This window comes from Micromonospora sp. NBRC 107095, from assembly GCF_030269705.1.
GTDB lineage: Bacteria > Actinomycetota > Actinomycetes > Mycobacteriales > Micromonosporaceae > Micromonospora > Micromonospora parva.
The window spans coordinates 360,857-386,355 of the sequence record NZ_BSTU01000004.1 but is presented as its reverse complement, the minus strand read 5'-3'; the positions used below and the strand labels follow the sequence as shown (position 1 = coordinate 386,355).

Genomic DNA, 25,499 nt, shown 5'->3' with positions numbered 1-25,499 from the left:
CTGACGGGAATCGGTACACCCGGTAAGGTCCGATTCCATGGGGCGAATCAGGACCAATTCGAGCACCGCGGAGGACCTGCTCATCCATGTCGACCGGTCCGCCGCCGAACCGCTGCACCGGCAGATCGCCGCCTCGATCCGGGGCGGCATCCGGGCCGGCCGGTTGCGTCTCGGAACGTCACTTCCGCCCACGCGCACCGTCGCCGCCGATCTGGGCGTCGCCCGCGGTGTCGTCGTCGAGGCCTACCAGCAACTCGTCGCCGAGGGCTACCTCACCAGTCGGGCGGGCGGGTACACCAGGGTCGCGGTCGAGCCGGCCCCACCGCCGGCAGGCCGGAGCGGCGAGGACCGACCGGCGGCACAGATCGACTTCGGGTACGGCCGCACCGACGTGTCCTCGTTCCCACGGGCCGCGTGGCTGCGTTCGGTGCGAACGGTCCTCACCACCACCCCGAACGAACGCTTCGCCTACCTCGACGGGCGTGGCGTACCCGAACTGCACGCCGCCCTGACCGACTACCTCAACCGGGTCCGCGGCACCTCCGCCCGTCCGGAGAACGTCGTGATCTGCAGCGGCTACGGCCAAGGCGTCGCGCTGACACTCCAGGTGCTCGCGGCGCGCGGCGCCCGCAGGTTGGCCGTCGAGGACCCGTCCGCCGACGACGACGCCCGCCTCGTCGCGGCCGTGGCCGGCCTGGACGTGATCGGCGTCCCGGTCGGGCCGGACGGCCTCCTCGTCGAGGAACTGGAACACACCGACGCGGACGTCGTCGTGCTGACGCCCTCGCACCAGTGGCCCACCGGCGGCGTCCTGTCGGCCGCCGCGCGGGCCCGGGTCATCGGCTGGGCGCAGCGCCGTGGCGCCGTGGTGATTGAGGACGACTACGACGCGGAGTACCGCTACGACCGGGCGCCCGTCGGCGCCATGCAGGGGCTGGCACCCGACACCGTCGTCTACTGCGGCACAGCGAGCAAGACTCTGGCGCCAGGGCTGCGCCTGGGATGGCTGCTCGCGCCGGCACACCTGGTCGACGAGATCGCGGCGGCCAAGGTGCGGGCCGACCGCGGTTCTCCCGTCATCGACCAGCTGACCTTCGCCGACTTCCTCACCCGCGGCGAATTCGACAGGCACCTGCGCCGTATGCGCCCGGTCTACCGCCGCCGCCGCGACGCACTCCTGGCCGCGCTGCGCGCACGCCTACCCGAACTGGAGCCGGTCGGTGTCGCGGCGGGCCAACACGTCGTGGCCTGGCTCCCGCAGGACCTCGACGAGGCCTCGGTCGTGGCCGCCGCCGCCCGGCGCGGACTGGTCGTGCAGGGCGTCTCCCGGTACCGCGTGAGCCCTGCCGGGCTTGGCGGGCTGATCTTCGGTTACGCCACCCTCACCGAACGCTCCATCGCCGACGGAATGGAGGTCCTGGCCGCTGCGATCGCAGAGGTCCGTGCGCAGGTCCGCCCTGAGGTGGCCGCCACCGACAGTGGCGCGGTCGCGGGTGCCTGAGCGAGCCGCGGCTCCCGGGTGCACGTCAGCGGCGAGGGCGCAGTGGGGAGCGGTCAGGTCTGACGGGTGGTGGTGGGCCGGCGTAGTTCGGTTACCAGCGACCGTACCCATGGCTCGCGCATGGTGGGTTCGCCGGTTATCGCGGCGGTAAGCCCGGCCCGCCCTTCGGGCGAGCGGCCGTAGGCGACGATGGCCACGGCTTCGGCGAGGGCGGCCAACGCCTTGGGGTCTCGTGCCGGGAGGTGCGTGTCCTGGTCGAGCCACCGTGCGACGGGGAACGATCGGGTGATCTTGTGCTGGTGGTCGCCGAAGTATTCCCAGACCCATCTGCGCAGTGACACGCCGACCAGGGCGCGGCGCGGGAGGTGGGTGGCCCATGGGGCAGCCTGGTACCAACGCCAGGTGTTCGGGCTGGTCTTGGTACGGGCGGTGATGCCGATGAACCGCACCTTCGTACGGATCACCGACCAGGCGGCCCTCTCCTCGCTGATCCAGCGGCGGAGCAGATGGAACAGGTTCTCGTAGGTGCGGCCGCCGAACACGAGGTCGACGAATGCCACCGGACGCTGGCGGTGGGCCAGCCCGTGCGGGGTGATCCCCAGGTGGCTGAGGTTGCTGCGGAACTGGGCGACCTGCGCAGGGGTCATCGCATCCGGGTCGCTCCACAGTGACAGGGGAAGCTGGTGACAGCGGTCGCGCCACGTGGTGGCGGCCAGCGCGCCGCTGAGCAGGTCGAAGATGCTGTCGGGGGAGCGGCCGACGAAGTAGAGGTCCGCGTCGGCGCTGCGGGCAAGGACCTTGCCGGCGCAGTCGAGCAGGTCGGGTAGGAACCACAGATCGGGCTCGGGGGCAGCGTCGAGGAGAGCGCCGAGCTGGGCTGGAGAGACAAGGTCCCACCGGAACGGACCCGTCGGTGGCGGTACTGCTGTCACAGCCGTGACCCTATCCGGCTGCTCACCCCCACCCCTCCGCCACCAGCGATGGCCCATCGCAATCGCCTGACAGGGCCACAACACTGACGACTGTCGATGTTGCCCGAGTGGTCGCAGGTGTGCTGGAATGGCGACCATCGCTGCAGCGCGGGGGCAACCGCGCTGGGAACGGTCAGCGCGGGAGCAGCACAGTGCTGGCAGAGCGCCGCCTCGGCGGACGCGCGCCGCACCGCCGAACCATCTCGACGACGACGGGCAGGTGTCTGCCGTGACGTCCGCACGCACTGATCCGGCCCTGCCCGCGCGGTAGGGACCCAACGCCATGAAGGATGACCATGCGCCGTTCCCTCGCGGTGATCACCGCTGCCCTGATCCTCGGCACCACAGCCGGCAGTGTCCCGGCCGGCGCCTCGGGTGCCTCCCACCGCTCGTGCGCCAGTGGCCTGCTCTTCTGTGAAGACTTCGAGCGTCTGCCGCGAGGCGGCGCCAGCACGTTGGACTGGGGCGTCGACACCCGCAACGGCACGCTCACCGTCGAGCGTGCCCGCCACGGCAACCAGGTGTTGCACGTGCACACGGTCGACAACGGGCGGGCCTTCCTGCGGGTCGACGATTTCGCCGCGCCGGGCAACCGCTTCTATGGCCGGATGCGGCTGCGCGTCGACGCGTTCCCCACCGCCCCCGACTGGGCGCACTTCACGCTGGTGGAGGCGACCGGCACCGGTAGTTCCGAGGTCGTCCGGCCGATCGGCGGCCAGTACGCGCCCACCGTCCCCGGCATCTTCTGGGGCGTGGGCGCCGACGGTGGCCCGACCGGCGACTGGACCAACTGGCGGGAGTCCGCCCCGGTCGCCGAGGACACCTGGCAGTGTTTCGAGTGGAAGCTCGACCCGACCGACAACCGCGTCACGGTGTGGATCGACGAGGTGGCGATCCCGGGGCTGACCGCGTCGACGACCGATCACGGCGGCAACGACGTGCCCTTCGTCCTGCCGACGGTGAACACAGTGAAGATCGGCTGGCAGCTCTATCAGGGCGGCACCACACCGCGCGACTTCGACCTCTGGATCGACGACGTCGCGCTCTCCACCAAACGACTGGGCTGCTGACCTCGTTCGTCACCGGGGGCGTCGAGCGTCTCGCCGGCGCCCCCAGGACTGCCGTCGGCTTTCCGACTCACCTGCTCGGACGCTCACCGCTCCGGCCAACGTCACCGCCGTGCCAGGCACCGTTATCACCCGACGCGGCCCAACCGTGCCATCCGCACCTCGCGCTGATGCGCGTGGACACGACTCCCACCTGCGACTACGTCAGGTGACGCCGGTGCCCGGCGGGTCAGATTGCACGGCGACCTGCACGGCCTGTGCGCCGTCGCCGGTCCTGTCGACCTCGAAATGCTCGTGACCTGCGCCCCGCCGGGACCGGTCATGGGGTCGAAAACATCGCCCAATCAGACGTTTCTATGCCGAGTCGCCTCCAATCACAATGGTTCCCTTGGACACGGGGGGTGATCGCCGCATGACAACTCTGATCTTCGTGCACGGTACGGGCGCGCGCACCTCGCGGTACGAGCCAGTGCTCAAGAAGTTCGATGCGGCGATGCGTGACCGGTGTCCGGGCACGACAGTCATCCCGTGTCTCTGGGGTGACCGGCTCGGCTCTCCACCACCGGCCCCGCGCAGGTCCATCCCCCGATACCGGCCGAGCACCACCGCACAGTCCCCGGTGTCCGGGTGGCCGACCGCCCGATGGACCATCCTGGACCTGGATCCCTTGCATGATGTCCGGGTCTGCGCGGCGGTCAGCGCTCGTACCCGTCCGGCGCCTCGCCTGCCGGGGCAGCCCAGCAATGCCGACCGCATCTCCCGTGCGGTGGCCCAGATGTCCCAGGCGTCCACACTGAAGGAGGATCTGGTCGCGACCGGGCTCGCCGAGGGGTTCGACGTGGCGGTGGACTCGGTGCTGCGCTCGGCGCCGGCCCGCGAGGCGATCGCCCAATCCCAGGGCGACGCCGCCTGGGGTGAACTGGTCGACGCGCTGGCCGAAGCGATCATCGCGGAGACGCTGCGCCACCAGTCCTCCACGACACGCCTGGTGCCCGCCGATCGGCGGCGGCTCGTCGAGTCGGTGATCGACGCCTTCCAAGGCGGTCAGCTCGGCGTACTGGGCACAGCGGCCAAGATCAGCGCGGAGCTCGCCATGCGGATGGGTGGCGCGTGGGCGCTCGACCACTGGCGCGGCCCGCTCAGTGACAGCGCCCACCCGTTCGTGGGCGACGTCCTGCGTTACCTCGCCCGCGGCGACGGGATCCGGCGGCTCATCGCCGACTGTGTCCGGGACGCGGAAGGACCGGTCGTCCTCGTGGGGCACAGCCTGGGCGGCATCGCGGCGCTGGACACGCTCGTCCTTCGGTCCCTGCCCGCCGTCATGGCGCTCGTCACGGTCGGGTCCCAAGGGCCGCTCCTGCACGAGATGGGCGCGCTGCCGAGTCTCGACGTCGGCGAGGCGCTGCCCGGATCGGTGCCCCGCTGGCTCAACGTCCACCACCGGCGGGACCTACTGTCCTACGTGGCCGGACCGATCTTCCCGGGGCGGGTGGAGGATGTCGAGATAGCCGGAAACGAGGTCATGCCGGAGGCCCACAGCGCCTACTTCGACCGGAAGGACTTCTACGACCGTCTCGCGTCACTCGTCGAGGAGGTGGGGAGGGTCGCCCCATGAGCACCGCGCCGGCTCTCGTACCCCGGGGCCTTTCCCAGCGGACGTTCGCGCTCGTCGTCGGGGTGCAGGACTACCCGGACCTCGGCCCTGACCTCGCGCGTAAAGGCATCGCGGACGACGCGGTCGGCTTCGCCGAGATTCTGTTGAGGTTCGGTGTCCCGGCGGCCAACATCCGGCTCTTGCTGTCGGCCGAGGAAATTCCGCCGATGCCGCCGGGCCTGGAGGTCGCCGGCCCAGCGACGTCCGCCGCAGTTCGTGCGGAGATCCTCCGGTTGCCGCAGCACGACGGCGACCTGCTGTGGGTGTTCTGGGCCGGCCATGGTTGGTACGCCGACCTTCAGTCGCGTCTCCTCCTCGCCGACGCCACGACGGCCCACCAGATCAACATCAGCTTCGAGGAGTTGGTGACGCTCTGCGGCTCCGAGTTCCTGCCCGGCTTCGGCCGGCAGATCTTCTCTGTGGACGCGTGCCGCCTCCCGAACGCGCGGATCCCGAGGGCCGAGTCGCTGCCGGAGAAGGAGGAGGGCAAGAGCGAGTGCTGGCAGGCGATCATGTACGCGGCGCCGCCCCGTCACGCCGCCGGGTACTCGTACGGTGACCGTGGCGGACTCTTCTCCCGTTCCCTGCTGGACGCGTTGAGGCGGGCCGACACGGCGGTGTGGCCCCCCTCGCTCGCCGACCTCTCGACCACGGTGCTGGCCGGGATGAAGGACCGGGGATCGTCCGACACTGAACCGACCACCTGCTACTTCAGCCCAGAGACCGGGGTGGACGAACCCGGCCGCCGGCTTGTCGCGGGCCTGGCGGCCGACGCGACCAAGGCCTACGAGCTGGCGGGGTACGTGATCCCGTCCGGCTGGTCGCCGGGTCGGCTGGTGCCGAGTTGCAGCGAGCGTACGGCAGTCCGGCTCGACCTGCGATGGATCCTGGACCGGGCACCGGCCCACGGAGTGGTGGCGGAACCGTCGAATGCCGACCTGGCGACCGACCTGAACACCGCGGAGCTGTTGCTCCGGGAGAACTCCCGGATGACCGTCACGCAGCGTCGATGGCTCACCGTCGAACCGGCACGGTCGGGCGATCCGTGGCGGCTGTCCGACGCGGACTCCGCGTTTCTCGACGCGGGCGGGTCCGACGAGGATCGGGCCTTCGTGCTCCGCATCGACATCGAGGTGGCCGCGGAAGGCCCGGACGCCGCGACGGCGAGCCTGTGCCGTGCCTGGACGGCGTACCTTCGAGACCGCTTCCCCGCGTCGTCGGTCGTGGTCGCCGTCCGGGCCCCGACGCCAGTCGACGCCATGCTCACCGCACAGCGGTTGGCCGAGGTGCTGACCAGAGACGGGACCGGCTGGTTGACGGTGACCCGGTTCCGGCCGGGCGAGCGGCCGACCATCGCCGCCCCGCTGCCGTCGGGCAGCACCCCCGCGACGCCGGTGCTGCCCGCTGTCGTGCACCGGCTGCGCCAGGAGGCCGTCCGACGCGGGCTGAAGCCCGTGCTCCCGCCGCTGCCCGGCCACGCCGGGCCGGACCTTGACAGCGTTTCCCCTTCGCTGCTGGCCGATCTGGTGATCAGCGAGCTGGAGGACGGCGACGGCCGGGTGGTGGAAACCGACCTGATGTGTGCCGTTCGCGACTTCATGCCCGGCTGGTATCGGCAGTTCCTGACCGCTTCCGGCACCCGGCGCACCGGCGCCGGCTGGGTTGCCGGGCTGACCGTGGCCTGCGCCTTCGACGCCGACGTTGTCCGATGGCTGGACTCGATCGGTGATCGCCGGGTGGCACCGACCGACCTGCCCGCCCCGCTGACCGAATCGGTCGTCGAGGCGCTGGTGCTGGCGGCCCTCCGCGATCCGGCCGCACGCCCGAAACTGCCCGGCTGGCGGTCCGCCTTCGCCGGCCGCGCCATAGCGGACCTGGTCCGGGTAATGGCCGGCCACCCCGCCGCCCCCGGCGACGGCACGTCGTCGGCGCCGACACCGGTCGAGCTGAGCCGGGAAGCGGCACTTCTCACCGGGCGCATCGGCGTGGCCGCCGCGATCGTGCGCGCGGCCCGCCCGGCGGACCGGCTGACCGACGCATACATGGCTGCCCTGCGCGCCTGCCCGATGAGCGCGGATCTGATCGAGCTTCTGACCGGGCCGCCGGACGTGCGGTCCGTCGTGGCGATGGCGGTGGGACTGCGGCCGGTGGATCCCCGCACCGAACAGGTGCTCATTGACCGTATCGCCGAACTCAGACGCGTCCTTCACTACCTTCCGGCTCACCCCGATGGAGAGTGCGCATGATCGAGACCTGGTACTTCTGTTCGGCGGTGCACGCGTCGCCGCATCACACGGAGGCGTTCATCTCCATCACGGAGGCGCTCACCTCGCGGCACTCCGGCGCTGACCTGCTGAACGCGGCTCTCCGTCAGCTCGCCAACTGTGAACCGGCCATGCGCCGGTACGCCGCCCCGCAGGTGCTGGCCGTCGCCGTGCGGCCCGGTGTCGAACCGGGTACGGCGGCTCTGGCCCGGAGTGCTCTCGACGACACCCTGGCCGTGCTGGACGGGTCGATCCGTACCGCGGTGGCGCAGGCGGTGGAAGCTATCTTCACGGCCCGGTCGGCCGAGACCGTCGCGGGTCATCTGTCGGAGGCGGCGCGACGGGCGCTGGCGCGCGTGCGTCCCGGCCGCGCGGCGCACCCCTATCTCGACATCGAGAGCTTCACCGCCGAGGTGGTGGTGCTCGCCGCCTGCGTCGAGGCGGCACGGCGCATCCCGGCGTCCGCGCGACTCGTCGTCGACGAGACGATCGGCAAGCTCAGCCGGGACGCGCTCGCCGGCCACTGCGGCCGCCGAGCGCAACTGCTCGCCGCGGAACTCGCCGCCATGGTCGGCGACGAGCTGATGAGCTCCGACGACGTCGTCACCCAACTCCTCGATCCGCGCATCGGCGCGGCATTCCAGGAGCCGGACCTCCTTGCCGCGATCGCCCGGCTCACCTTCGGATTCCCGGGGACGTCCGCTCCGGCCGGCCCGGCGCCCGGTGCGGCCGGCCTGATGTCGAACGAGGTCGTGACGCTGTCGCAACTCCGCCGGCTGCGGCGCGGGCGCCCCGATCCGTCGACCGCGTCGGAGGCCCTGTCGCGGCTGGGACTGTCCGGTCAGCATCCGGCCACCATCGCCATGGTTCTCTGGCAGGCCGTCCTGGACGAACTGTCGGCCGACATCGATCCGCAGGGGACGGCGGACGCGCTGGCGCATCGGTGGATCGCACCCCACCGCGAGATCAACAAGCCGATCCGGGTACGGATCCCGCTGCCGACCCACGAACTGAGCGCGTGGCAGACGAGCGCGGCGTCGCTCGCCCGACTGCGGACCGGGAACGAGAAGCCGGTGGAGTTCATCGTCCGGTCCGGGCCCCTGCAACTGTCGAGCTGGTTCTCCGTCGCCGTGCTGTCGCCATGGTTCAACCGCCACAACAGCGCGTACAACGCCCGCTTCACCCGAGATCCGGACGAGCAGATCAGGGATTCACTGTTCCCCATGGGTGGTGACTCGGTCCTGCTGTTGCGGCTGATGCTCGCGGTGTGCACCGCCGTACGCCTGCTCCGCAGCGTCGAGGCCGGCCGGGCCGAACATCTCGCCGCACTCGTCCTGCACGCCGCGGACGTGCTGTCGGACACCCGGCACCGCGCCTTCCTGAGCGAGCTGGCGTACCAACTGGAGTCGCCGAACCCCTCGATGTCCCTGCCGCTGGCCGGGCTGGCCCTGCACACCTACCGGGAATACGAGCGGGCCGGCGACGGCAGGTACCCCCAGATCGAGCCCTCGGTCTTCGCGGATCTGCTGCTCGCCGACCACCACGAGGAGGCGCTGCCACAGCAGGAGCGGTGGTTGCGCGGCCGACCGGGGGTGTCCCTGGTGACCGGTTGGATCGAGAACGCCCTCAGCGGAACGGTGCCGGACCTCGACACCGGTGGCCAGGGGCGATGGCGGCAGCCGGTCGCCGGTGGGCTCAGCCTCGCCGAGCGGGTCCTGATCCGCGCGGTCCAGATCCTGCCGCCATCGCTCACCAAGCGACCGGCAGCCCTGTTGCGGCTGCACTTCGGGCGCGACGAAGAGGGCGCCGCCATGACGCCGTGGTACGAGCGCGACGTTCATCCGTCCCGCGTCTCGAACCAGTGGGAGGTCCTGGCCGTTCCGCCGCTCAATGCCGACGGCTGGCGGCGCTACCCCAGTCTCGTCAACGACCGGCACGGTGTTCAGCTCGCCCTGCTGACCGAGCGTCTGGCGGCCCTCCTCGCCGAGCCGGACCTGATCTCTGAGGCCGAGCGCGCCGACTGGGTGGAGCAGTGGCGGACCGCGATCAACGCCGTCACCAAGGTGCGCGAGCTGTCCCGGCCGGTCCGGATGCGCCTGCTCGCCGCACTCGGCCAGAACCTTGAGGGCCACTCCTGGCAGCGGTTGATCCTTGAGGACATCATCGACACCGAGATCGAGTTCGGCCTCGGCACCCCACTCGACCGCTGGCTCATGTTCGAGCGGCTCGGGCCGACGGCGGTGCTTCCGCCGTACCTGGCCGAGGCTCTCCGGCATCGTCTGCTCCGCGGCCTGTACCAGCGACAGTCGGTGGACCAGCATGAGCGCCTGCTCAACAACCCGTGGCAGTCACTCGGCGTTCGGCGGAGCAACGCCCTGCTGACCATGCTGATGCAGCGACTCGTCTTCGAGCTCGGTCCCGCCGACGTCGTCATCGGTGGGCGCACGCTGTCCGACTTCGTCCTGCAACTGTGGCAGGACGCCCACCAGAACCTCCGCCTGACGGAGCTGAGCATCCCGGTGGACGAGGATGAGGGGGCACGCGGCCTGGTCGACCCCCGGCTCCTCGCCGGGCTCACCGTCGACCCGGTGGACGGCGTGCTCCGTGTCCACGCGCGACGATCGCCGCAACTGCGGACGTTCTCGGGGGCGAGCGTCGAAGACCCGTTCCGGCTCTCCCCCGAACAGTTCGAGCGCATGCTCGGGAACAACCCGTCGTACGTCATCGGCATGGTCTGCGCGGCAAAGGACGGTCAGGTCTGGGTGAACTGCGGCCTGGCCGACCCGCTGCCGGTGCCCGCGCCGGTCGACGTCGTCCGGGTCGGCGACCAGGTGGCGGTTCCGCTGCGCCGGAGCATCGCCGGACCGGCGGCGGCAGGTCCGATCGAGCGGCTGGCGTCGTTGCCGGTCGTCGGCGACCTGCGGCCCGCGACGATCGAGCGGCCGGCCACCGGACGCCTCGTCGTCCGGGTGGCCGACGCCATGCCGTTCGATGTGGCGGCCCTTCCACAGCAGGCGCGGCGGAGCTGGGATCCCGATCTCCTCGGTGAGCTGGAGGAGCTGTCGGTGGGCGAGTACCCGGCCCTCGCACGATGGGAGGGCGAGCACTGGCTGCCCGTCGACCGCGAGTACGTCGAGTTCCTGGCGATACTCACCGGTCGCGGCGAACAGGCGCCGATCCGGCTGGTGGTGATCGAACTCGTCCGGCAGGGCCGCTCGATCCGATTCTCGGCCGGCCCCGGCTGCAACGTGGTGCTGGACAACCAGGTCTGGGACGACGATGACCGTGCGGACCTCCTCGCCGCCGTCCGCGAGGCAGCCGGTGACCCGTGCGGTCTTGTCGTGACGGCCGATCTGCACGGCGACGACGTCGGCGCGCCGCGGCTGCGCCTGCGCCGGGAACCCGGCCGGCCGGCCGAGGACGCGCTCGACGTGCGCGCGCTGCGGTGGCGTGACCTGTTTCGGGACGGCTCGGACCACGAGGCACGCCTCGTCGACGGCACGTGGCGTTTCGACCCCCGATTGGCGGACCTTCCGGACGTCGTCGTCACCGGGCTCGACGCGCCCGGAACCCTGTGCCGCTTCACCCCCTCCGCCTGGGGGGAGGAGCAGCAGCGGCGGCGGCAGGTCGGCGGGCGGGTCGTGCCGGCCCGTCATCTGAACCTGCCGGATCGGCCGGACCGGGAGCTCTTCGAACGGCTCGTCGACCTGGCCGACGGTGACGTCGTTCAACTCCGCACCACTGTGGCGGAACCGCAGTGGGGGATGAGGCGCGGTTACACCGTCGAGGGGATCGCGGTCGACGTGGAGGCGGAGTCGATCTGGCTCGGGCCGGTCTCCGCCAGACACAAGGTGCATCAGCGCCTGCGACAGAACCGTCAGTCCCAGGTCTGCGACGTGCGGACCTTCGAGGTGCCCACCGGTGACGGCCAGCCGGCGCCGGTACCCAACATCAACCTCACAGCGGGTCTCGCCGAGGCCGACCGCGAGGCCGGCGAGGACGCCCTGGTGCGGCAGCACGAGTTGCGCGGCATCGTGGTCGACGCGCCGATCACCCGGAGCCGGGCCGACGTCTACACGGTCCTGCTCGACCTCGGAGTCGACATCGCGGTCTGCTCTCTGCGCCGGGAGAACTTCGACCGCCCGCCGACCGGCATCGGCGCGATCGTGCGTGGCCGCCGCAGTCGGCACGGCTGGATCTTCACCGCGTACCGCCGGCGTATTCGCGTGCGGGCGGTCTGGGAGTACCAGAACGAGGCTCCTCCGGCGGACGCGATCGGCCTCGGCATCGTGCAGTGGCGAGGACAGCGCAAGGCGCTGGCCCAGTCGACCAACCGGCCGGTCCTCTACCTGTACGACGACCTGTCCGCCACGGCGCATCTGCGACCCGTCGCAGCGAACGGTGAGGAACCCGCGCTGAGCGCCGGCACTGTCGAGATGTCCCGTGTCTACCCGGATCGCGACCGGCGTCGCATGGCGGTCCGGTACGCGGACCGGCGTGGATCGGCCGAGGTGCACGGTGAGACGCGCTACGTCCAAGCCGGTCCGTTCTCCCGGGTCGTCGGTGTCGACGTGGCGCTCGAGGACGTGGATCCGGGACATGTCGTGGTCCGGCGCAGCTTCAGCCTGTCAACGGGGGTCGCGCAGCAGCCAGCCGCCACCCCCGCTGCCGGGCAGTCGAGCACCGACGGTTACTACCGCTATCTCGCCGGTGAGCGCTCCCCGTTGACGGCGACGCTCAGCGGCTCCACGGTGACCCTGCAGACGGAGTGGACGGTGCCGACGCCCACCGGAGGGTCGACGTGGCAGATCCCGCTCGCCGAAGGCGAGGAGCCCTGGGTCGCCGTCGCGTACCGCAGCAACGATGTGCGGGTCGTTCTGCTGGAGTTGGCCGGCGGCGTGTTCGCCAGCTACCGGACTGCGCCCGCGCTCTCCATGGCGGAGTTCTTCCGGCACTTCCAGCGACAGGGCATCCGCCTCGGGATTCGTTCGGATCTGCGCGGGGCGCGGCTGCACTACGTCGACCGCCGGGAGACGGCGCAGGGGGTGATGCACCGGTTCGAGTGGGGCTACGGCCACACGCTGGAACTGAACGAGCAGGCCCTCACCATTGACGGCAGACCAGCCGCGGACAACGCCGTCTCCCTCTTCCACGGCGACTTCGTCACCGACGTCCTGATCGACCAACGCGCCGGCACCCAGGACCTCGTGCTGGACATCCGGATGGAACACATCCGCTGGGGCTGGTACGCGCAGCTCCACCGGGAGGCCGCCAACCAGGTCATCCACCTCGCCGACATCGTCGCCGACCAGGACGGTGGCCGCCCGCGCATCAAGGCCCTGCACGTCCGCTGGCGCAAGCCACCCGCCGACGGCCCGGTCTACCGGGACACCCAGACGGTCGTGCTGCGCCGGCTGCGGCTGGCACCGGAGGCCAGCCGTCGCATCACCGACGCCTGGCAGGCGGAACGGCGCGAGGCCCGGCCGGACCGCCCCAACCAGGCGCTCGTCCGGCTCGACGTCGACAAGTTCAAACGCAGCGGTGGCGCGCAGGTCGAGTTCCACTTCATCAGTCCGACGTTCGACAACGGCGAGCTTCCGCAGGGCTGCCGCCTGTTCCTGACCGCGGACGAGATCCGCCCGCTACCCAACGACGTCGCCCTCACGCTGCGCGGCGGCGATCTGATCGGCGGCGGATCGCGGACGGGTTTCGAGGTCGCGGTGCTGCGCCGTGACTTCTCCCGCCGGCAGGCGCTCCTGCAACACATCCACCGCAACGCCGAGCCGGGAACCCACCCGCTGCGTGGCGCCGTCTACCTCGTCAAGCTGACACGCATCCATCCGGCTGACAATCGCGCCGAGGGCTCGATCGTGGGCGGTCCCGGACGCCCGCACGCCGCCCTGATGAGCCGGCTTGCCAACGACGAGACCCCGTGCTTCGCCACTGTCGTACGGCAGGGTGACCGGATCGAGTTGGAGGTACGGCCGAACGTCGTGTTCCGCTTCACCGCCGATGCCGTCGCCAACGCGGACGAGGCGCGCAACGGATCCATCGTCCGTCTGCTGCGCGGGCCGGACCGGCAACTCATGGTCCGTCAGGCGCTGCTCGGTGACGCCGCGTATCTGCCACGGGAGGGCCGGCCGGTCCAGCTGCTGCCGATGCAGAACCTGCTGAGTCGGCGCGATGACGGCGCGACAGCGCTCGGCCGGGGCTCGTACACCGTCGTCGGACTCCCGTCGGTCATCGTGCCGGCCTCCCGCCGGGGGCGTGCGCCGGACGCCCAGGCCCGGGAACTGATCGCGACGCCGCATCCGAAGCTGGGCACCGTCCGGCGGGAAGCCCGCAACTCGTACCACCTGGAGCGGATCGGCAGCGACGTTCGCGTGGGCAGCCTGCGCCGCGAAGCCGACGGCACCCTGTCCGCCGCGGGCCGCGACGCCGACGGGGTCACCTGGCGGACGCGGGTCCGTTGGGCGCAGGTGTCCTTCTTCGACCGTGGCGCGCACGGAATCCGGGAATGGTGCGACAAGTCGTCCTGGGAGTACCACGACAGCACGACCGGGTATCGCCAGGGTGAGCGACTGGAGACGGTCACCACCGAGCGGCTCAATCCGTCCGCCACGGTCTGGACGGACCCGGTGTTCTTCGGCAGCGGCGGGATGCTGCGGTACAGCGCTGACGAGCTCCGGCAGTATGGTCTGCCCGCTACCGAGCTGGTCGACGGTGGCGCCGGTCGGAAGGTCGGCCGCCCCCGTACCTACGCGGTGGGCGGCGTCACCCACCGCGGTGGCCGCCCGAGTGGCCTCTGGGTCGAGGTCGCTCCGGGCCGCCTCATCGAGGTCACCGGTCCCATGCTGTCCACACCGGACGGAAACAGCCTCGACGGAATGGACTGGTCGAGCTTCGCCCCCGGCGATCGCGTCACCCTGTCGGTGGAGCGGCACGATCCCACCGAGATCGGCGGGCTGGTGCTGCACGAGTGGATCGTCGGTCCCCGGGGCGCGCTGGGGCGGCGCGCGCTGCTGCCGATCGGGCAGACCGACAGCGCCCGGCGCAGCGTACGGGTGGGGATCGGGATCTGGTCGGCCACCCTGCCCACCGAGCCCGACGAGGCTCACCGGAAGGACACCCTGGTCTGGCTCACCGACCGGAACGAGGTCTCGCCGGCTGGCGAGAGACCTGTGGTCGGTCGCGGTGACACGGTCCTTCTCGAGGAGGGTGAGGCCGGCCTCAGCATCGTTGGCCTGCCGGATCGTGTCCCCGTGGCGGCCGGGAGCGACTCCATGGCGGAGTGGCTCGTCGCGGCGCTGAAGGACCCGGCGGATCGTCGGGCGCTGTTCGAGCTGTGCGGGGGTGCTCTGCCCGTCACGGTCGAGGAGGTGTCCGGGACGACCATCCGCTGTTCCCGGCGCCGGCACGACCGCGACCTGAGCCCGGGTGAACTGACAGTGCTTCAGCCGCTCGGTGTGCTGCCCTCCGGCGGGCTGCTGCTGCGCCGGGGATTCCGGCTGACCGTGGGTGCCGTCGGTGACCTCGTTCCGGGCCTTCCGCTTCCCCTGGTCGACCAGGCCATCCAGACGATCCGCCGCACGAGGCAGCCGCTCTGGGCGTACGCCGACCGGTCGGCGGGAGTCCGGCTCGGGTTGCCCGATGAGCCGGGCCGACCCGCCGAGGAGATCACCGTCAGGCCGGTGGGAGTGATCGGCACCGGTGCCGACGCCGGCATCATCTGCCTCGAACGACGCACGAACCGGCCCCGCTGGCTGCCCGCCACCGAGGTCGGCTGGACCCCTCTCGACGCCGAGCACCTGCACCACTACCTGGGCCGACCGAACAGCCGGCAGCGACTGCGCGAGCTGTCCTGTCGGCTTCTGCCGGACGGCACCGTCTCGCTGGTCCGCACGGCGGCGAACCTGCAGCGCTTCGAACAGCTGAGGCTGGGCGACCCGCTCCGGGTGGAGGTGATCGGCGAGGAAGCGACCGAACGCCTGGCGGACGGACGGCACCGGTACATCGTCCGCGCGTACATGTCCGACATCCTGCTCGACATGCGGCTGGAAGGGTCGGCTCCTCCGCTGACCGCCGAGCCCCGCCTGTGCGAGGTCGACGGGCGTCTTCTGGAGCGTGGTTCCCCACGAATCAGCGTCTGCGACCCCGACCAGCGTCACCTCGCTCTCGACCTGCCGGCGTGGCTGATCAGGCAGGCGCCGGACCGGTCGTTCGCGGCAGACTCCGCGGTGGATCCGTCGGCACGGGGCGAGTACCAGGCGTTGCTGGCCGGCGCGGGTGCCGTCGTACACGGGGACGCCGGGCCCAGCGAGGACCACCAGGCTTCCCTCGGGCGCTGGCTCGCGACTGACGCAGCGGCCGCTTTCGGGCTGGGCGCACCCCGCGACATCGAGCTGGCGCCCGCGGTGGCAGCCGCGCTGCTGCTCGACGCGATGCGCGGGCACCCGTCGGGTGGGGCGGCCGCCGCAGCCGCGGCCGTCCACCTGTGCCGCCAGTTGGCGCTGCGGGCGATCCGGTCCCGGCACCTCGAGCCGCTCCTGCACGACTGGATCGGTGACCCGGACACGGCGGTCAAGACCGACCTGTGGCGGCGGTTGGATCAGGTGAACCTGGGCCCGGTGCTCAAGCCGGCCGATTTCCGGACCATCAAGGACGTGCAACGAGGCATTCGGGCCCGGACCGCCCTCCGGCCGGACCAGGCGCTCAGCATCGTCATGCAGAGTCTCGCGGCGAGCGCTGGCGCGCACGTCAGCTATGACGAGATCGAGGGGTACGAGGGCGTGCTGGGCAGCGTCGCCGCGCTGGGCCGGCCGCTGGCGCCGTCGCCGGGGCAGGTGACGGCGCAGCGGGAGCTTCTCCCAGCGCAACGGGACGCGCTCGGGCGGGTGTTGTGGGGATCGATGCAGCGATGGCATGGCCTGACGCTGCTTCCGGTCCCGCCGATCGTGCAGGATCCGGACTGCGCCCGCAGTGCGCAGCTGCTCGAGGTGCTCGTGGGGGTGATACCCGCTGACGGGGCGTAGCTGACGGTTCCCAGCACGTCGACGAATGTCGCCCCCGGTTGTTAGCGTGCCGCATTCGCCGGTGGGGGGCGGACGAGGTGCCCCGCCAACCGTCATCATGCTGACCAGGAAGGGCGTGGACCGGGTGGACGACGCTGAGAAGAACGCACTGTTGATGTTCCTGGAGGCGCAACGTTCCAGTGTTCTCGCGATTGTTGACGGCCTTGACCTCGAAGCTCTGACCACCGCGGTGCTGCCCTCAGGTTGGACGCCGCTGGGTCTCGTGGAGCACCTCGGCTACGCCGAGCGGTACTGGTTCCAGGAGATCGCTACCGGCTCCGTCGAGCCGCTGGCCTGGCCCGACGACGACCACACGCCCCTGACCACCCCACGGCCACCGTCAGTGGTCTTCGCGTTCTACCGGGCACAGTGCGAGCGATCCAACGCCGTCGTTGCCGCTACGCCACTGTCCGCGCCGGTGCGTGGGCGTCATCCCGGTTGGCTCGGTGACGAGGTCACCGACCTGCGGCGCGTCATCCTTCACCTGATCGAGGAGACCGCACGCCATGCCGGTCACCTCGACGTCGTGCGCGAGCTGATCGACGGAAAGACCGGGCTCGGACCTCGATAGCTGTTCTCCCTCGACCGTCGCCGAAAAACTTTTTGCGAAAGGCGGTAACCAAACCGGCTGGCCAACCCGTCTGGTCAGCGACGGATCACCTCCCCGGTGGTCGGCCGGGGAGAGGGGTTCGGACATGGGCGACGTCCGTGGGCGTTTCACTGACGATCTGGCCCGGCACCCCGCCCCGCCGTTGGGTGATCTGGTGCAGCAGTCGGTGGTGCAGGGCCGGCGGCTGCGCCGCCGGCGCCGCCTGGCGCAGTTGGGCGCGGGCGGCTCGGCGTTGGTGATGGTGCTCGTGGTCGGGCTGATCGTCGGGCCGTTCGGCGTGGGCGCGAACGACGTCGGTCGACCAGGCGGCGCGACCGGTGGCTCGCCGGCCGGGCCGGTCGGCTCCGCCCCGCCGTCCCCGGTTCCGCATTCCGATGGGCCCCCGGGTCCCATGGGTGCCGACGACGAGAACCGGGCGAATCCCTTCCGGGCGGGCCTGCCGACCTCCTCGACCACGGTGATCGGCACTGTGCGGATCGGCATGGTGCCGGACGGTGAGTTGCTGCCCACCACACCGCAGGGCGCCCTGGAACTGCTCACCAGGCTGCTGCCGGAGGGGAAGACCAGCGGTTACATGAGTCTGCAGGGTAGCGGGGCGGGACCCGGCACGCCGTACGTCCAGCTCTACCTGGATCGGGGCGCTGGTCCGGGGATGCTGCGGCTCTCCGTCTACCAGGGCGACCTCGGCGGCGACCCGCCCCCGGGGACGGTGGAGCTGACCGAGGTGCCCGACAACTGCGTACAGAACAAGATGGTCACGGTGCATCACCCAAGCGGTGTCCAGGTCAATCTGATGATCTCTTCGTGTGTGGACTGGGGTCCCAAGGGGACCTTGCCGGCACGACCCGCCCTCTCCGTGGACGAGGCGACCGCTGTCGCCGCGAGCCCGATGTGGGGGACGAAACTGCCGGCGGAGTTCGTCGTCACCGGTTTCAAGAGGTTCCCGTCGCTGGCTCGGTCGAATGGCTGACGACGAATTTGTCGAGTTCGCGCAGGCTGCCGCCGGCCGCCTGCGCGACGCCGCGTTCCTGATGTGCCGCGACTGGCATCTCGCCCAGGACCTCACCCAGACGACGCTGGCCAAGGTGTACGCCAACTGGCGGCGGGTCCGCCGGGCCGACGACCCTCACGCGTACGCCCGCAAGGTGCTGCTGCGGTGCCTGATCGACCAGCAGCGTCGTCGCTCCAGCAGTGAGTTGGCGATGTCGGCTCCGCCGGACCGGGGCGAGGAACATCCGGCCGAGCTGCGCATGACGCTGCTGGACGCGGTCGCCACCCTGCCGTTGCGGGATCGGGCGATCGTCGTGCTGCGCTACTGGGACGACCTGAGTGTGGAGACAGTCGCCGAGGTCGTCGGCGTCTCCACCGCGGTGGTCAAGAGCCAGAGCATGCGCTCGCTCAGTCGTCTGCGCGAGTTGCTCGGCGAGACCCGGGCCGAGCTGTTCGCCGAGGAACGGCATTGATCGGTCCGGCTGCGGCCGATGTACGACGGGTCCCGCTGGTGTCGGGCCGCGCCTGTCGTACGGCGGCGAATGACCCACCACGCGCGGACGTCGCGAACGCGAGCCGCGCCGGCGAACACCTGTGTTGGGGGAGGTCCATGGTGTCCGTGTCGAGCAGCGGGAAGGGCCGAGGCCTGACTCGCGGCGAAGGCCGTGGCTTGGCCGCTGTCGTCCCGGTGATCCTGACGGCGTTGGTGCTCACCGCCGCGGGGTGTCATCGAGGGGAGCCCGGCGTCGGCCCCGACGGGCGGCACACCGCGAACGCCGATCGGGGCGGTTCGGGCATGCTGCTGGGGGCGGGCGATCTGGGTTCGGACTGGCGCGAGGACGACGCGCGAAGCGGTCCGCCGCCCTGGCCGTGGGAGCAGGACAACTGCCCCAACTATCAGAGCAGCGACTACCCGGCCAAGTCGCATCGGCGCGCGGCCGTGCAGCGCTACTACCGGCCGTCTGACGGCTCGTCGCAGGCCCACCACGTCGTGGAGACGTACGAGCCGGGATGGGCCGAGCGGAATGTCGACGACGTCCGTCGCGTCCTTCTGCGGTGCGCGAGCTACCTGGCGTTCGGCTCGCGGGTCGCGTTCGATGTCGTCGATCCGCATTATCTCGACGGCACCGGCATGCTCGTCCGAGGTCGCATCGCGCATGCCGACGCCCCAACCACCGTCAGGTGGTTCGTGATGCTGAGACGAGGCGAGACGGTCTCGACGGTCAGCGTGCCCGATCCGGGCAGCCGGGCCGCGGTGGACGTGATCGCGGCGAGGGTGGTGGCCCGCCTTGGCTGAGCGGAAAGGTCGGCAGCTGCCGCGCCGGTGGGTCGTCTCCACGGCCGCCATGTCTCTCGCCGGTGTGGCGACGGCCGCCTTCGGCGCCACTCGCGGTCGCCTCGGCGACCGTCCCGGCCCGTCGGTCGGTCCTTCCCCTGCCAGTCCGATTCCCACCACACCGGCCGTCGACCGGGTCGCCGAGGCGAGGACGCGCATCGAGGCCTACGTGGACCGCTTCGACGGCCACCTGGCGGTGGCGGCACTGGACCGGCAGGGAACGGCTGCGGTGACGGCGGGCACCAAACGGTTCGAGACCGCCAGCATTGTCAAGGTCAACATTCTGGCGGCGCTGCTGCTGCGTCAGCGACCGTCGGGCAGGGCCCTGGGGGCGAGCACCCGGCGGTTGGCCGAGGACATGATCGTGTCCAGTGACAACGAGGCGGCGGTGGCCCTCTGGCAGCGGATCGAGGGCTCGCGCGGCCTGACCGCCGCGAACCGCGCGTTCGGTCTGCGGGAGACCAAGCCCAACTCGCACTGGGGGCTCACCACGACGACGGCTGCCGACCAGCTCCGTCTGCTGACCGCGCTGACGTCGCCGACCGGACCGCTGACCCCGCAGGACCGTACCTTCATCATGGGTCTCCTGACGAAGGTGATCCCCGAGCAACGATGGGGGATCACCGCCGCCCGAGAGCCGGGCAATCGTTCCGTCTACGTCAAGAACGGCTGGGACACCGCTGATGTCGACGGCGGTCGTTGGTTGGTCAACAGCATCGGACGGATCGTCGAGGCCCGTCATGACTGGCTGATCGCGGTGCTCTCCGACCATCACGTGAGCCAGAAGGACGGCATCCGGGTCGTCGAGAAGGCCGCCACGTACGTGCTGAAGGAGCTCCGTGCCGCCACTGCCGACGACGGCCCTGCGCAGGGGTAGGCCGCCTCATCTGACACGCCGACGGGAAGTGCGGTTCTTCAGCCTCGGTAGCCGCTCTGCTGGGTGACACCCGGCGGGGGAGGGCCGTACGAGCCCGGGAACCCGCCGTCGACGGGTCCGATGCGCAGCACCGCCGTCGGAGCGTCGGCCATGCTCCCACCGGTCGGCGTCAGCAACTCGGTCGTCGCCGGCGTGCCAGGCTCCGGTGCGTTCCTCCGACGCATCACGACCAGTGCGAGCGCGCCCATGCCGGCGGCGACGAGTAGGCCGCCGAGGAGGAAGAACGGTGACATGCCGCCCGCCTCGTCGCTGACGGCCTTGAACGTCGGTGGCGCAGCCTCCGGGGAGCCGTCGCCCGCCGCCGCGACCGGGCTCGCCTCCGCGGCGGGCGACGGCGACGCCTTGGTGGGCGCCGCCTCCACGGAGAGGGTCAGCCGCACGGTCGCGACGTCACCGGCGCTGCCCCGTACGGTGGTGCGAGCGGTGCGGTAGCCGTCCTTGGTCGCGCGGACAGTGATGGATCCGGCGGCGATCGTCTTGCCCGCGCTCGATGTGATCGAGAACTGGCCGCTGGGGCTGCTGGTCGTCCGGTATTCGTGCCCGGCGCTGTCCTGGATGGTCAGGGCCACGCCGCCGATCGCCTTACCGTCGGCGTCGCGGACCCGGCCGGAGACCCCACGCACGCCGGCCGGCGGCTTGTTGTCGCCCGACGACGCCGCACCCGGGCCGTGGACGTAGACCATCTTGTGGGCGTAACTGTTCTGCCCGGCAAGACGCACACCGACGGAGATGTTGAGGCCGGTGATCTCACCTGGGCGAGCGTCGGGGGCGACGAGCGTCGTGTCGAACGCCTGACTCTGGCCGGGCGCGAGTTTCGGTTCCACCCGGCATCCGGAGGTGCATCGCAGTCCGCCGCCGATCACCACGATGGCTGTTTCGGCCTTGCGTCCGGTGTTGGTGACCCGGTAGCGCAGACGTACCGTGTCGCCGGGTTTCACGTTCTCCGCCGATACGCTGAGGATGCTGACGGTCTCCGGGGCTGCCGGCGCGGGTGTCGCCGACAGTGCGACAGTCCCCCCGATCAGCGTGATCAGTGCGGCCACCCGGGTCCATCGGACACGTGAGCGCGTCGTCACTTCACACCACCTCCTGCACAGCGAGCAACGCCGGTCGATGGCGCCGCGGGCCACTATGCCCTGTCCGGAACGGCTTGCGCGACCCGCCCCCGACGGTTGGCCGGGAGACACTGCCCAGTGCCACGTCCGCACCTGTTGCGGGCCAGCGCCACGCGTTGTCGCCGTGCCAGGCCCGGCCGAGACTGTCAGTATCGTGGTTTGTGGAGCGGGTCCGCGCGAGCGAGGAGAAGGCATGAGTGACTGGAACGACAAGATCATCGCCGAGTTTCGCGCCAACGATGGGCAGGTCGGCGGGCAGTTCGCCGGCGCGCCGCTGCTGCTGTTGCACACCGTCGGCGCCAGGAGCGGCCAGCCTCGGGTGAACCCGATGATGTACCAGAAGGTGGATGGCGGCTACGCCGTGTTCGCGTCCAAGGGCGGTGCGCCCACCAATCCGGACTGGTACTACAACCTGCTCGCCAATCCACAGGCCCAGGCGGAGATCGGCACGGACAAGGTCGAGTTGGTCGCCAGGGTGGCTACCGGGGACGAGCGGGAACGGATCTGGAGCGCGCAGAAGGCCGCGTATCCCGGCTTCGCCGACTACGAGCGGAAGACCGCCCGCCAGATCCCCGTCGTCGTACTGGAGCCTGCGCCGTAGCCGACCCCGGTCAACCCACCCGCGACCGCCAGGACTTCACCGGGCGTGACCAGGCAGATCGCCGCGCAGGCGGTCCAACTCGGCGAGGTACATCGCCTGCATGCGGTTGTAGTGCCGGACCAGCAGTTGGACCTCCTCGGCGCTGTAGCCCTCGATGAGCCATTCCGCCCGCTCGGCGAACCGCTCGTACGGTCGCTCCAACTCGGCGACCCGGTCCGGCCGCAGGGTGACGATCACCCGCCGCCGGTCGGCCGGGTCGCGCTCGGTCGTGACGTAGCCGGCCTGCTGGAGCCGGCGGAGCATGCTGGTCACCGCCCCGGTGGTGAGGTTGGTCCGTTCGGCCACCTGTCCCGCGGTGGCGGATCCGACGTCCGCCAGGTGGTCCAGGCATTCCAGATCGCTCACGGTGAGGCCGAGCCGTTCCGCGATGGCGTACCGGAACACCATGGACAGCCGCGACATCTCCCGCCCGGCGCGCATCAGGTCGGCGATCGCGGAGGCGGGGGCCGGCTCGTGGGACATGCCCGCAATCATGCCTCCGGTACGGTGACCCGGTGCAGCCGAGGTAACACGCGGGTCAGCACCCAGTGCGGTGCGGCCGCGCCCCCGGTGAGGCGGCGCATCAACCCGGCGGCGGTGTCGACGGCGCGGAAGGCGTACGGCACCATCTCGTCCTGGTAGCCGGCGATCGCCTCTTCCACCGACGCGCCGCCGGCGCGGGCCTCCACCAGCTTGCGGCCGAGCAGGGCGGCGTCGCGAAGCGCGGTGTTGCCGCCGTGCGCGCCGAACGGCGGCATGACGTGCACGGCGTCGCCCATCATCGTCGCCCGGGGCACCGCCCACCGGCGTGGGCGCCGGCCGGTGGCGAAGAGGTTGAGCACCGTGGCGTCCAGCTCGGCGGTGCCGACCAGCCGCCGGATGACCGGGTGGAAGTCGGCGCTCTTCTGGGAGGCCAGCCTCCACAGCGCCAGCAGGTCCCCGCGGCTGTCGACGGGCACCTCCTGCTGCTGGAGCAGCAGTCCCCACATGACGTAGTCGTAGCCGGTGGGCGCGTAGTTACCCGGAGCCAGGCGCCCGAACGCCTCCTGTGGGCTCTCGCCGAACCGCATGGAGGTGAAGAAGAAGGCGCGGCCCGGCCGGTCGGCGAGGGCCAGGACCCCGCTGGTGCGCAGCGCCTCCGGGATGACGCTCTCGCCGTTTCGATGAAGGGGTGACCGGCCGTAGATGCCGGCCATCGGGGTGTTCGCCGGGTCCGCGTCCGGCATGAGCTGTGGGCGCAGGGCGGAGCCGACGCCGTCCGCGCCCACGACGACCGTCGCCGCGGCGGCCCCGCCGTCGGAAAACCGCAGCCGCAGCCCCGCCGGGCCGCCGCTGTCGACGGCGACGGCGTCCTTGCCGTGGTGGATGCGCCCGTTCAGCCCGGACTGCAGGATCGACCGCAGGGTCAGCCGGTCGACCTGGCGGGTCGCGTGCGGCTCGTCCTTGAAGGTGATGGTGAACGCGTCACGCAGCCGGCTGTCGGTGAAGCGCAGGTGCCCGCCAGGCTCGTCGCCGGTGGCCAGCGCCAGCTGGTACAGCGCGCGCGGCAGGCTCTCGCGCAGCGCCTGGAGCCCGTGCTCGTCCAGAATGATGCGGTAACCCTGCCGCCGGACGAAGGGGCCCGCGTCCCGCTCGTAGACGTGCACGTCGATGCCGGCGCGCATCAGGTACTGGGCGAGGCAGAGGCCGGAGAGGCCGGCGCCGGCGATTGCCACCGAGAAGTCAGTCGATGTGCCCATGCGATTATCTTAATGACTAAGATGAATTGGGCAAGGGCCCGGCGCCGCCGCGTGTCAGCGGCCCTGCAGGCGCTTCACGTTGTCGCCGAAGGTCCACCCCTTCGACCCGTCCCAGTTCGCCGACCAGGTCATCAGGCCCTTGAGGCCGGGTACGGAGTTCCAGGCCTGGGTGACCAGCGACGTCGACAGGTAGCCGCCGCCCGCCCCGATCTGCGCGGGCAGACCCGGGACCTGCTTGTCGTACGGCACCCGGATCGTGGTGCCCTGGATGGTGAGGCCGTTGTTCAGGCACTGGGTCTGCACCGTGAAGCCCTGCACGGTGCCCGCCGGGTACGAGTCGCCGGCGCAGCCGTACATGCTGCCGTTGTAGTACTGCATGTTCAGCCACCAGAGCCGGCCGTTGTCCACGTACTTTTTGATGATCGGCAGGTAGGAGCCCCAGATCGAGCCGTAGACGACGCTGCCGCCGGTGACGTAGGCCGTTTCCGGTGCCATGGTCAGGCCGAAGTTCGAGGGCATCCGGGCCAGTACGCCGTCGATGATCCGGATCAGGTTGGCCTGCGACGTGGACAGCGTGTTGATGTTGCCGCTACCGGTCAGGCCGGTCTCGATGTCGATGTCGATGCCGTCGAAGTGGTAGGCCGTCAGGATCGGCACGATCGTCGCGATGAACCGGTCGGCGACCGCGGTGGAGCTGAGGTCGATGCCCGCGGCGGCCCCGCCGATCGACATGAGGATGGTGGCGCCCGCCGCCTTGGCCTGGCACATCTCGGTCGGGGTGGCGACCTTCACGCCCGCGTCCATGCCGTTCTCCCAGAGGACCGTGCCGTCCGCGCGGATCACCGGGAACGCCGCGTTGATCACGTTGTAGCCGTGCTGGTTGAGCCGGCTGTCGGTGATCGGGATCCAGCCGAGGCCGGGGTGGACGCCGTTGGAGGCGCCGTCCCAGTTCTCCCAGTACCCCTGCAACACCTTGCCGGTCGGCCGCGACTTCACCGCGCAGGTCCCGCCGGTCGGCGGCGGCGTGGTCGGGGGAGGCGTGGTGGGCGGTGGGGTGGTGGGCGGTGGGGTGGTCGGGGGTGGCGTGGTGGGTGGCGGCGTGCTTCCCGAGCACGCACCCAGGTCACGCCAGAGCGACGGCGTCGCGGCGGGGTTCCAGCCGGCGCCGGGGTGCGCGGTGTGGGTGACCAGTGCCTGGTAGAGCCTTCCGCTGTACGTGACCTGGGTGCCCGCCTGGTAAGTGGTGCCCTCGGCCCAGGCCGGGGCCGTGCAGGCGACCATCGCGACGGCGTCGGCCGAGGGTGCCGCCGCCATGCTGCTGGGGACGAAGGCGACGGCCGCCGTGACGGTCATCGCCGCCCCGGCCAGCACTGCGAAAATCCGACGGCTTCTCATGGCTCACTCCCCAAGGGTTCGACGACCCGCGACCTCCACATATTGACGTTCGTGACCGTGAATATCAAGGGTTGTTTACAGATAGCACGTGGCCGTACCCCGTCGTGCCTCACGCACCACGCCGAGGGCCGTTCCAGGCCCGGCCGGAGTCGGCCAGAGGATCTGCCACCGGTGCCGGCCCTCGCCGGGCCGGCGGCAATGCGAACGAC

General features: G+C 71.0%; 16 protein-coding genes. 11 read left to right on the top strand and 5 right to left on the bottom strand.

Annotation, left to right across the window (positions count from 1 at the left end; genetic code table 11):
• Nucleotides 1-37: 37 nt before the first annotated feature.
• A complete protein-coding gene (pdxR, locus tag QSK15_RS21730; protein ID WP_285796000.1) occupies nt 38-1,501 on the top strand; it encodes a MocR-like pyridoxine biosynthesis transcription factor PdxR in 1,464 nt (487 codons plus the stop codon).
• A 53-nt stretch (nt 1,502-1,554) separates the two neighbouring features.
• On the opposite strand, the gene QSK15_RS21725 is transcribed toward pdxR, so the two are convergent.
• Entirely contained in the window at nt 1,555-2,433 is an 879-nt protein-coding gene (locus tag QSK15_RS21725; RefSeq protein ID WP_285795999.1) for a hypothetical protein, read from the bottom strand.
• Between the two features lie 335 nt (nt 2,434-2,768).
• Here QSK15_RS21725 and QSK15_RS21720 point away from each other — a divergent pair, with 335 nt between their 5' ends.
• The 9 genes from QSK15_RS21720 (at nt 2,769) to QSK15_RS21680 (ending at nt 20,341) form a co-directional block, all read left to right on the top strand.
• A complete protein-coding gene (locus QSK15_RS21720; protein WP_285795998.1) occupies nt 2,769-3,542 on the top strand; it encodes a hypothetical protein in 774 nt (257 codons plus the stop codon).
• A 409-nt stretch (nt 3,543-3,951) separates the two neighbouring features.
• The gene (locus QSK15_RS21715; protein WP_285795997.1) at nt 3,952-5,154 is read left to right on the top strand and encodes an alpha/beta hydrolase family protein; all 1,203 of its coding nucleotides are present in this window, start codon (nt 3,952-3,954) and stop codon (nt 5,152-5,154) included.
• Nucleotides 5,151-7,439 (top strand): caspase family protein, encoded by a 2,289-nt coding sequence (locus tag QSK15_RS21710; RefSeq protein ID WP_285795996.1) that lies wholly within the window; start codon nt 5,151-5,153, stop codon nt 7,437-7,439. The genes QSK15_RS21715 and QSK15_RS21710 overlap by 4 nt, the downstream gene beginning before the upstream one ends.
• Nucleotides 7,436-16,489 carry a hypothetical protein gene (locus QSK15_RS21705; protein ID WP_285795995.1) on the top strand — a complete coding sequence of 3,018 codons (9,054 nt, stop codon included), beginning with the start codon at nt 7,436-7,438 and terminating at the stop codon, nt 16,487-16,489. The genes QSK15_RS21710 and QSK15_RS21705 overlap by 4 nt, the downstream gene beginning before the upstream one ends.
• A 97-nt stretch (nt 16,490-16,586) precedes the next feature.
• Nucleotides 16,587-17,099, top strand: coding sequence for a DinB family protein (locus QSK15_RS21700; protein ID WP_285795994.1), 513 nt, complete (start codon nt 16,587-16,589; stop codon nt 17,097-17,099).
• A 124-nt stretch (nt 17,100-17,223) separates the two neighbouring features.
• Nucleotides 17,224-18,108, top strand: coding sequence for a hypothetical protein (locus QSK15_RS21695; protein WP_285795993.1), 885 nt, complete (start codon nt 17,224-17,226; stop codon nt 18,106-18,108).
• Entirely contained in the window at nt 18,101-18,601 is a 501-nt protein-coding gene (locus QSK15_RS21690; protein ID WP_285795992.1) for a SigE family RNA polymerase sigma factor, read from the top strand. The genes QSK15_RS21695 and QSK15_RS21690 overlap by 8 nt, the downstream gene beginning before the upstream one ends.
• A 197-nt stretch (nt 18,602-18,798) precedes the next feature.
• Nucleotides 18,799-19,425 carry a hypothetical protein gene (locus tag QSK15_RS21685; RefSeq protein ID WP_285795991.1) on the top strand — a complete coding sequence of 209 codons (627 nt, stop codon included), beginning with the start codon at nt 18,799-18,801 and terminating at the stop codon, nt 19,423-19,425.
• Complete coding sequence (locus QSK15_RS21680; RefSeq protein WP_285795990.1) at nt 19,418-20,341, top strand: serine hydrolase; 924 nt, start codon at nt 19,418-19,420, stop codon at nt 20,339-20,341. The genes QSK15_RS21685 and QSK15_RS21680 overlap by 8 nt, the downstream gene beginning before the upstream one ends.
• A 38-nt stretch (nt 20,342-20,379) precedes the next feature.
• On the opposite strand, the gene QSK15_RS21675 is transcribed toward QSK15_RS21680, so the two are convergent.
• Nucleotides 20,380-21,444: a carboxypeptidase-like regulatory domain-containing protein gene (locus QSK15_RS21675; protein ID WP_285795989.1), complete on the bottom strand. Its 1,065-nt coding sequence runs from the start codon at nt 21,442-21,444 to the stop codon at nt 20,380-20,382.
• A 265-nt stretch (nt 21,445-21,709) separates the two neighbouring features.
• On the opposite strand from QSK15_RS21675, the gene QSK15_RS21670 reads away from it, so the two are divergent.
• A complete protein-coding gene (locus QSK15_RS21670) occupies nt 21,710-22,117 on the top strand; it encodes a nitroreductase family deazaflavin-dependent oxidoreductase (RefSeq protein WP_285795988.1) in 408 nt (135 codons plus the stop codon).
• A gap of 36 nt (nt 22,118-22,153) precedes the next feature.
• On the opposite strand, the gene QSK15_RS21665 is transcribed toward QSK15_RS21670, so the two are convergent.
• The 3 genes from QSK15_RS21665 to QSK15_RS21655 are packed head-to-tail and all read right to left on the bottom strand — an operon-like array spanning nt 22,154 to nt 25,290.
• Nucleotides 22,154-22,639, bottom strand: coding sequence for a MarR family winged helix-turn-helix transcriptional regulator (locus QSK15_RS21665; RefSeq protein WP_285795987.1), 486 nt, complete (start codon nt 22,637-22,639; stop codon nt 22,154-22,156).
• Between the two features lie 8 nt (nt 22,640-22,647).
• Entirely contained in the window at nt 22,648-23,895 is a 1,248-nt protein-coding gene (locus QSK15_RS21660) for an FAD-dependent oxidoreductase (protein WP_285795986.1), read from the bottom strand.
• Between the two features lie 54 nt (nt 23,896-23,949).
• Nucleotides 23,950-25,290 (bottom strand): carbohydrate-binding protein, encoded by a 1,341-nt coding sequence (locus tag QSK15_RS21655; protein ID WP_285795985.1) that lies wholly within the window; start codon nt 25,288-25,290, stop codon nt 23,950-23,952.
• Nucleotides 25,291-25,499 lie beyond the last annotated feature (209 nt).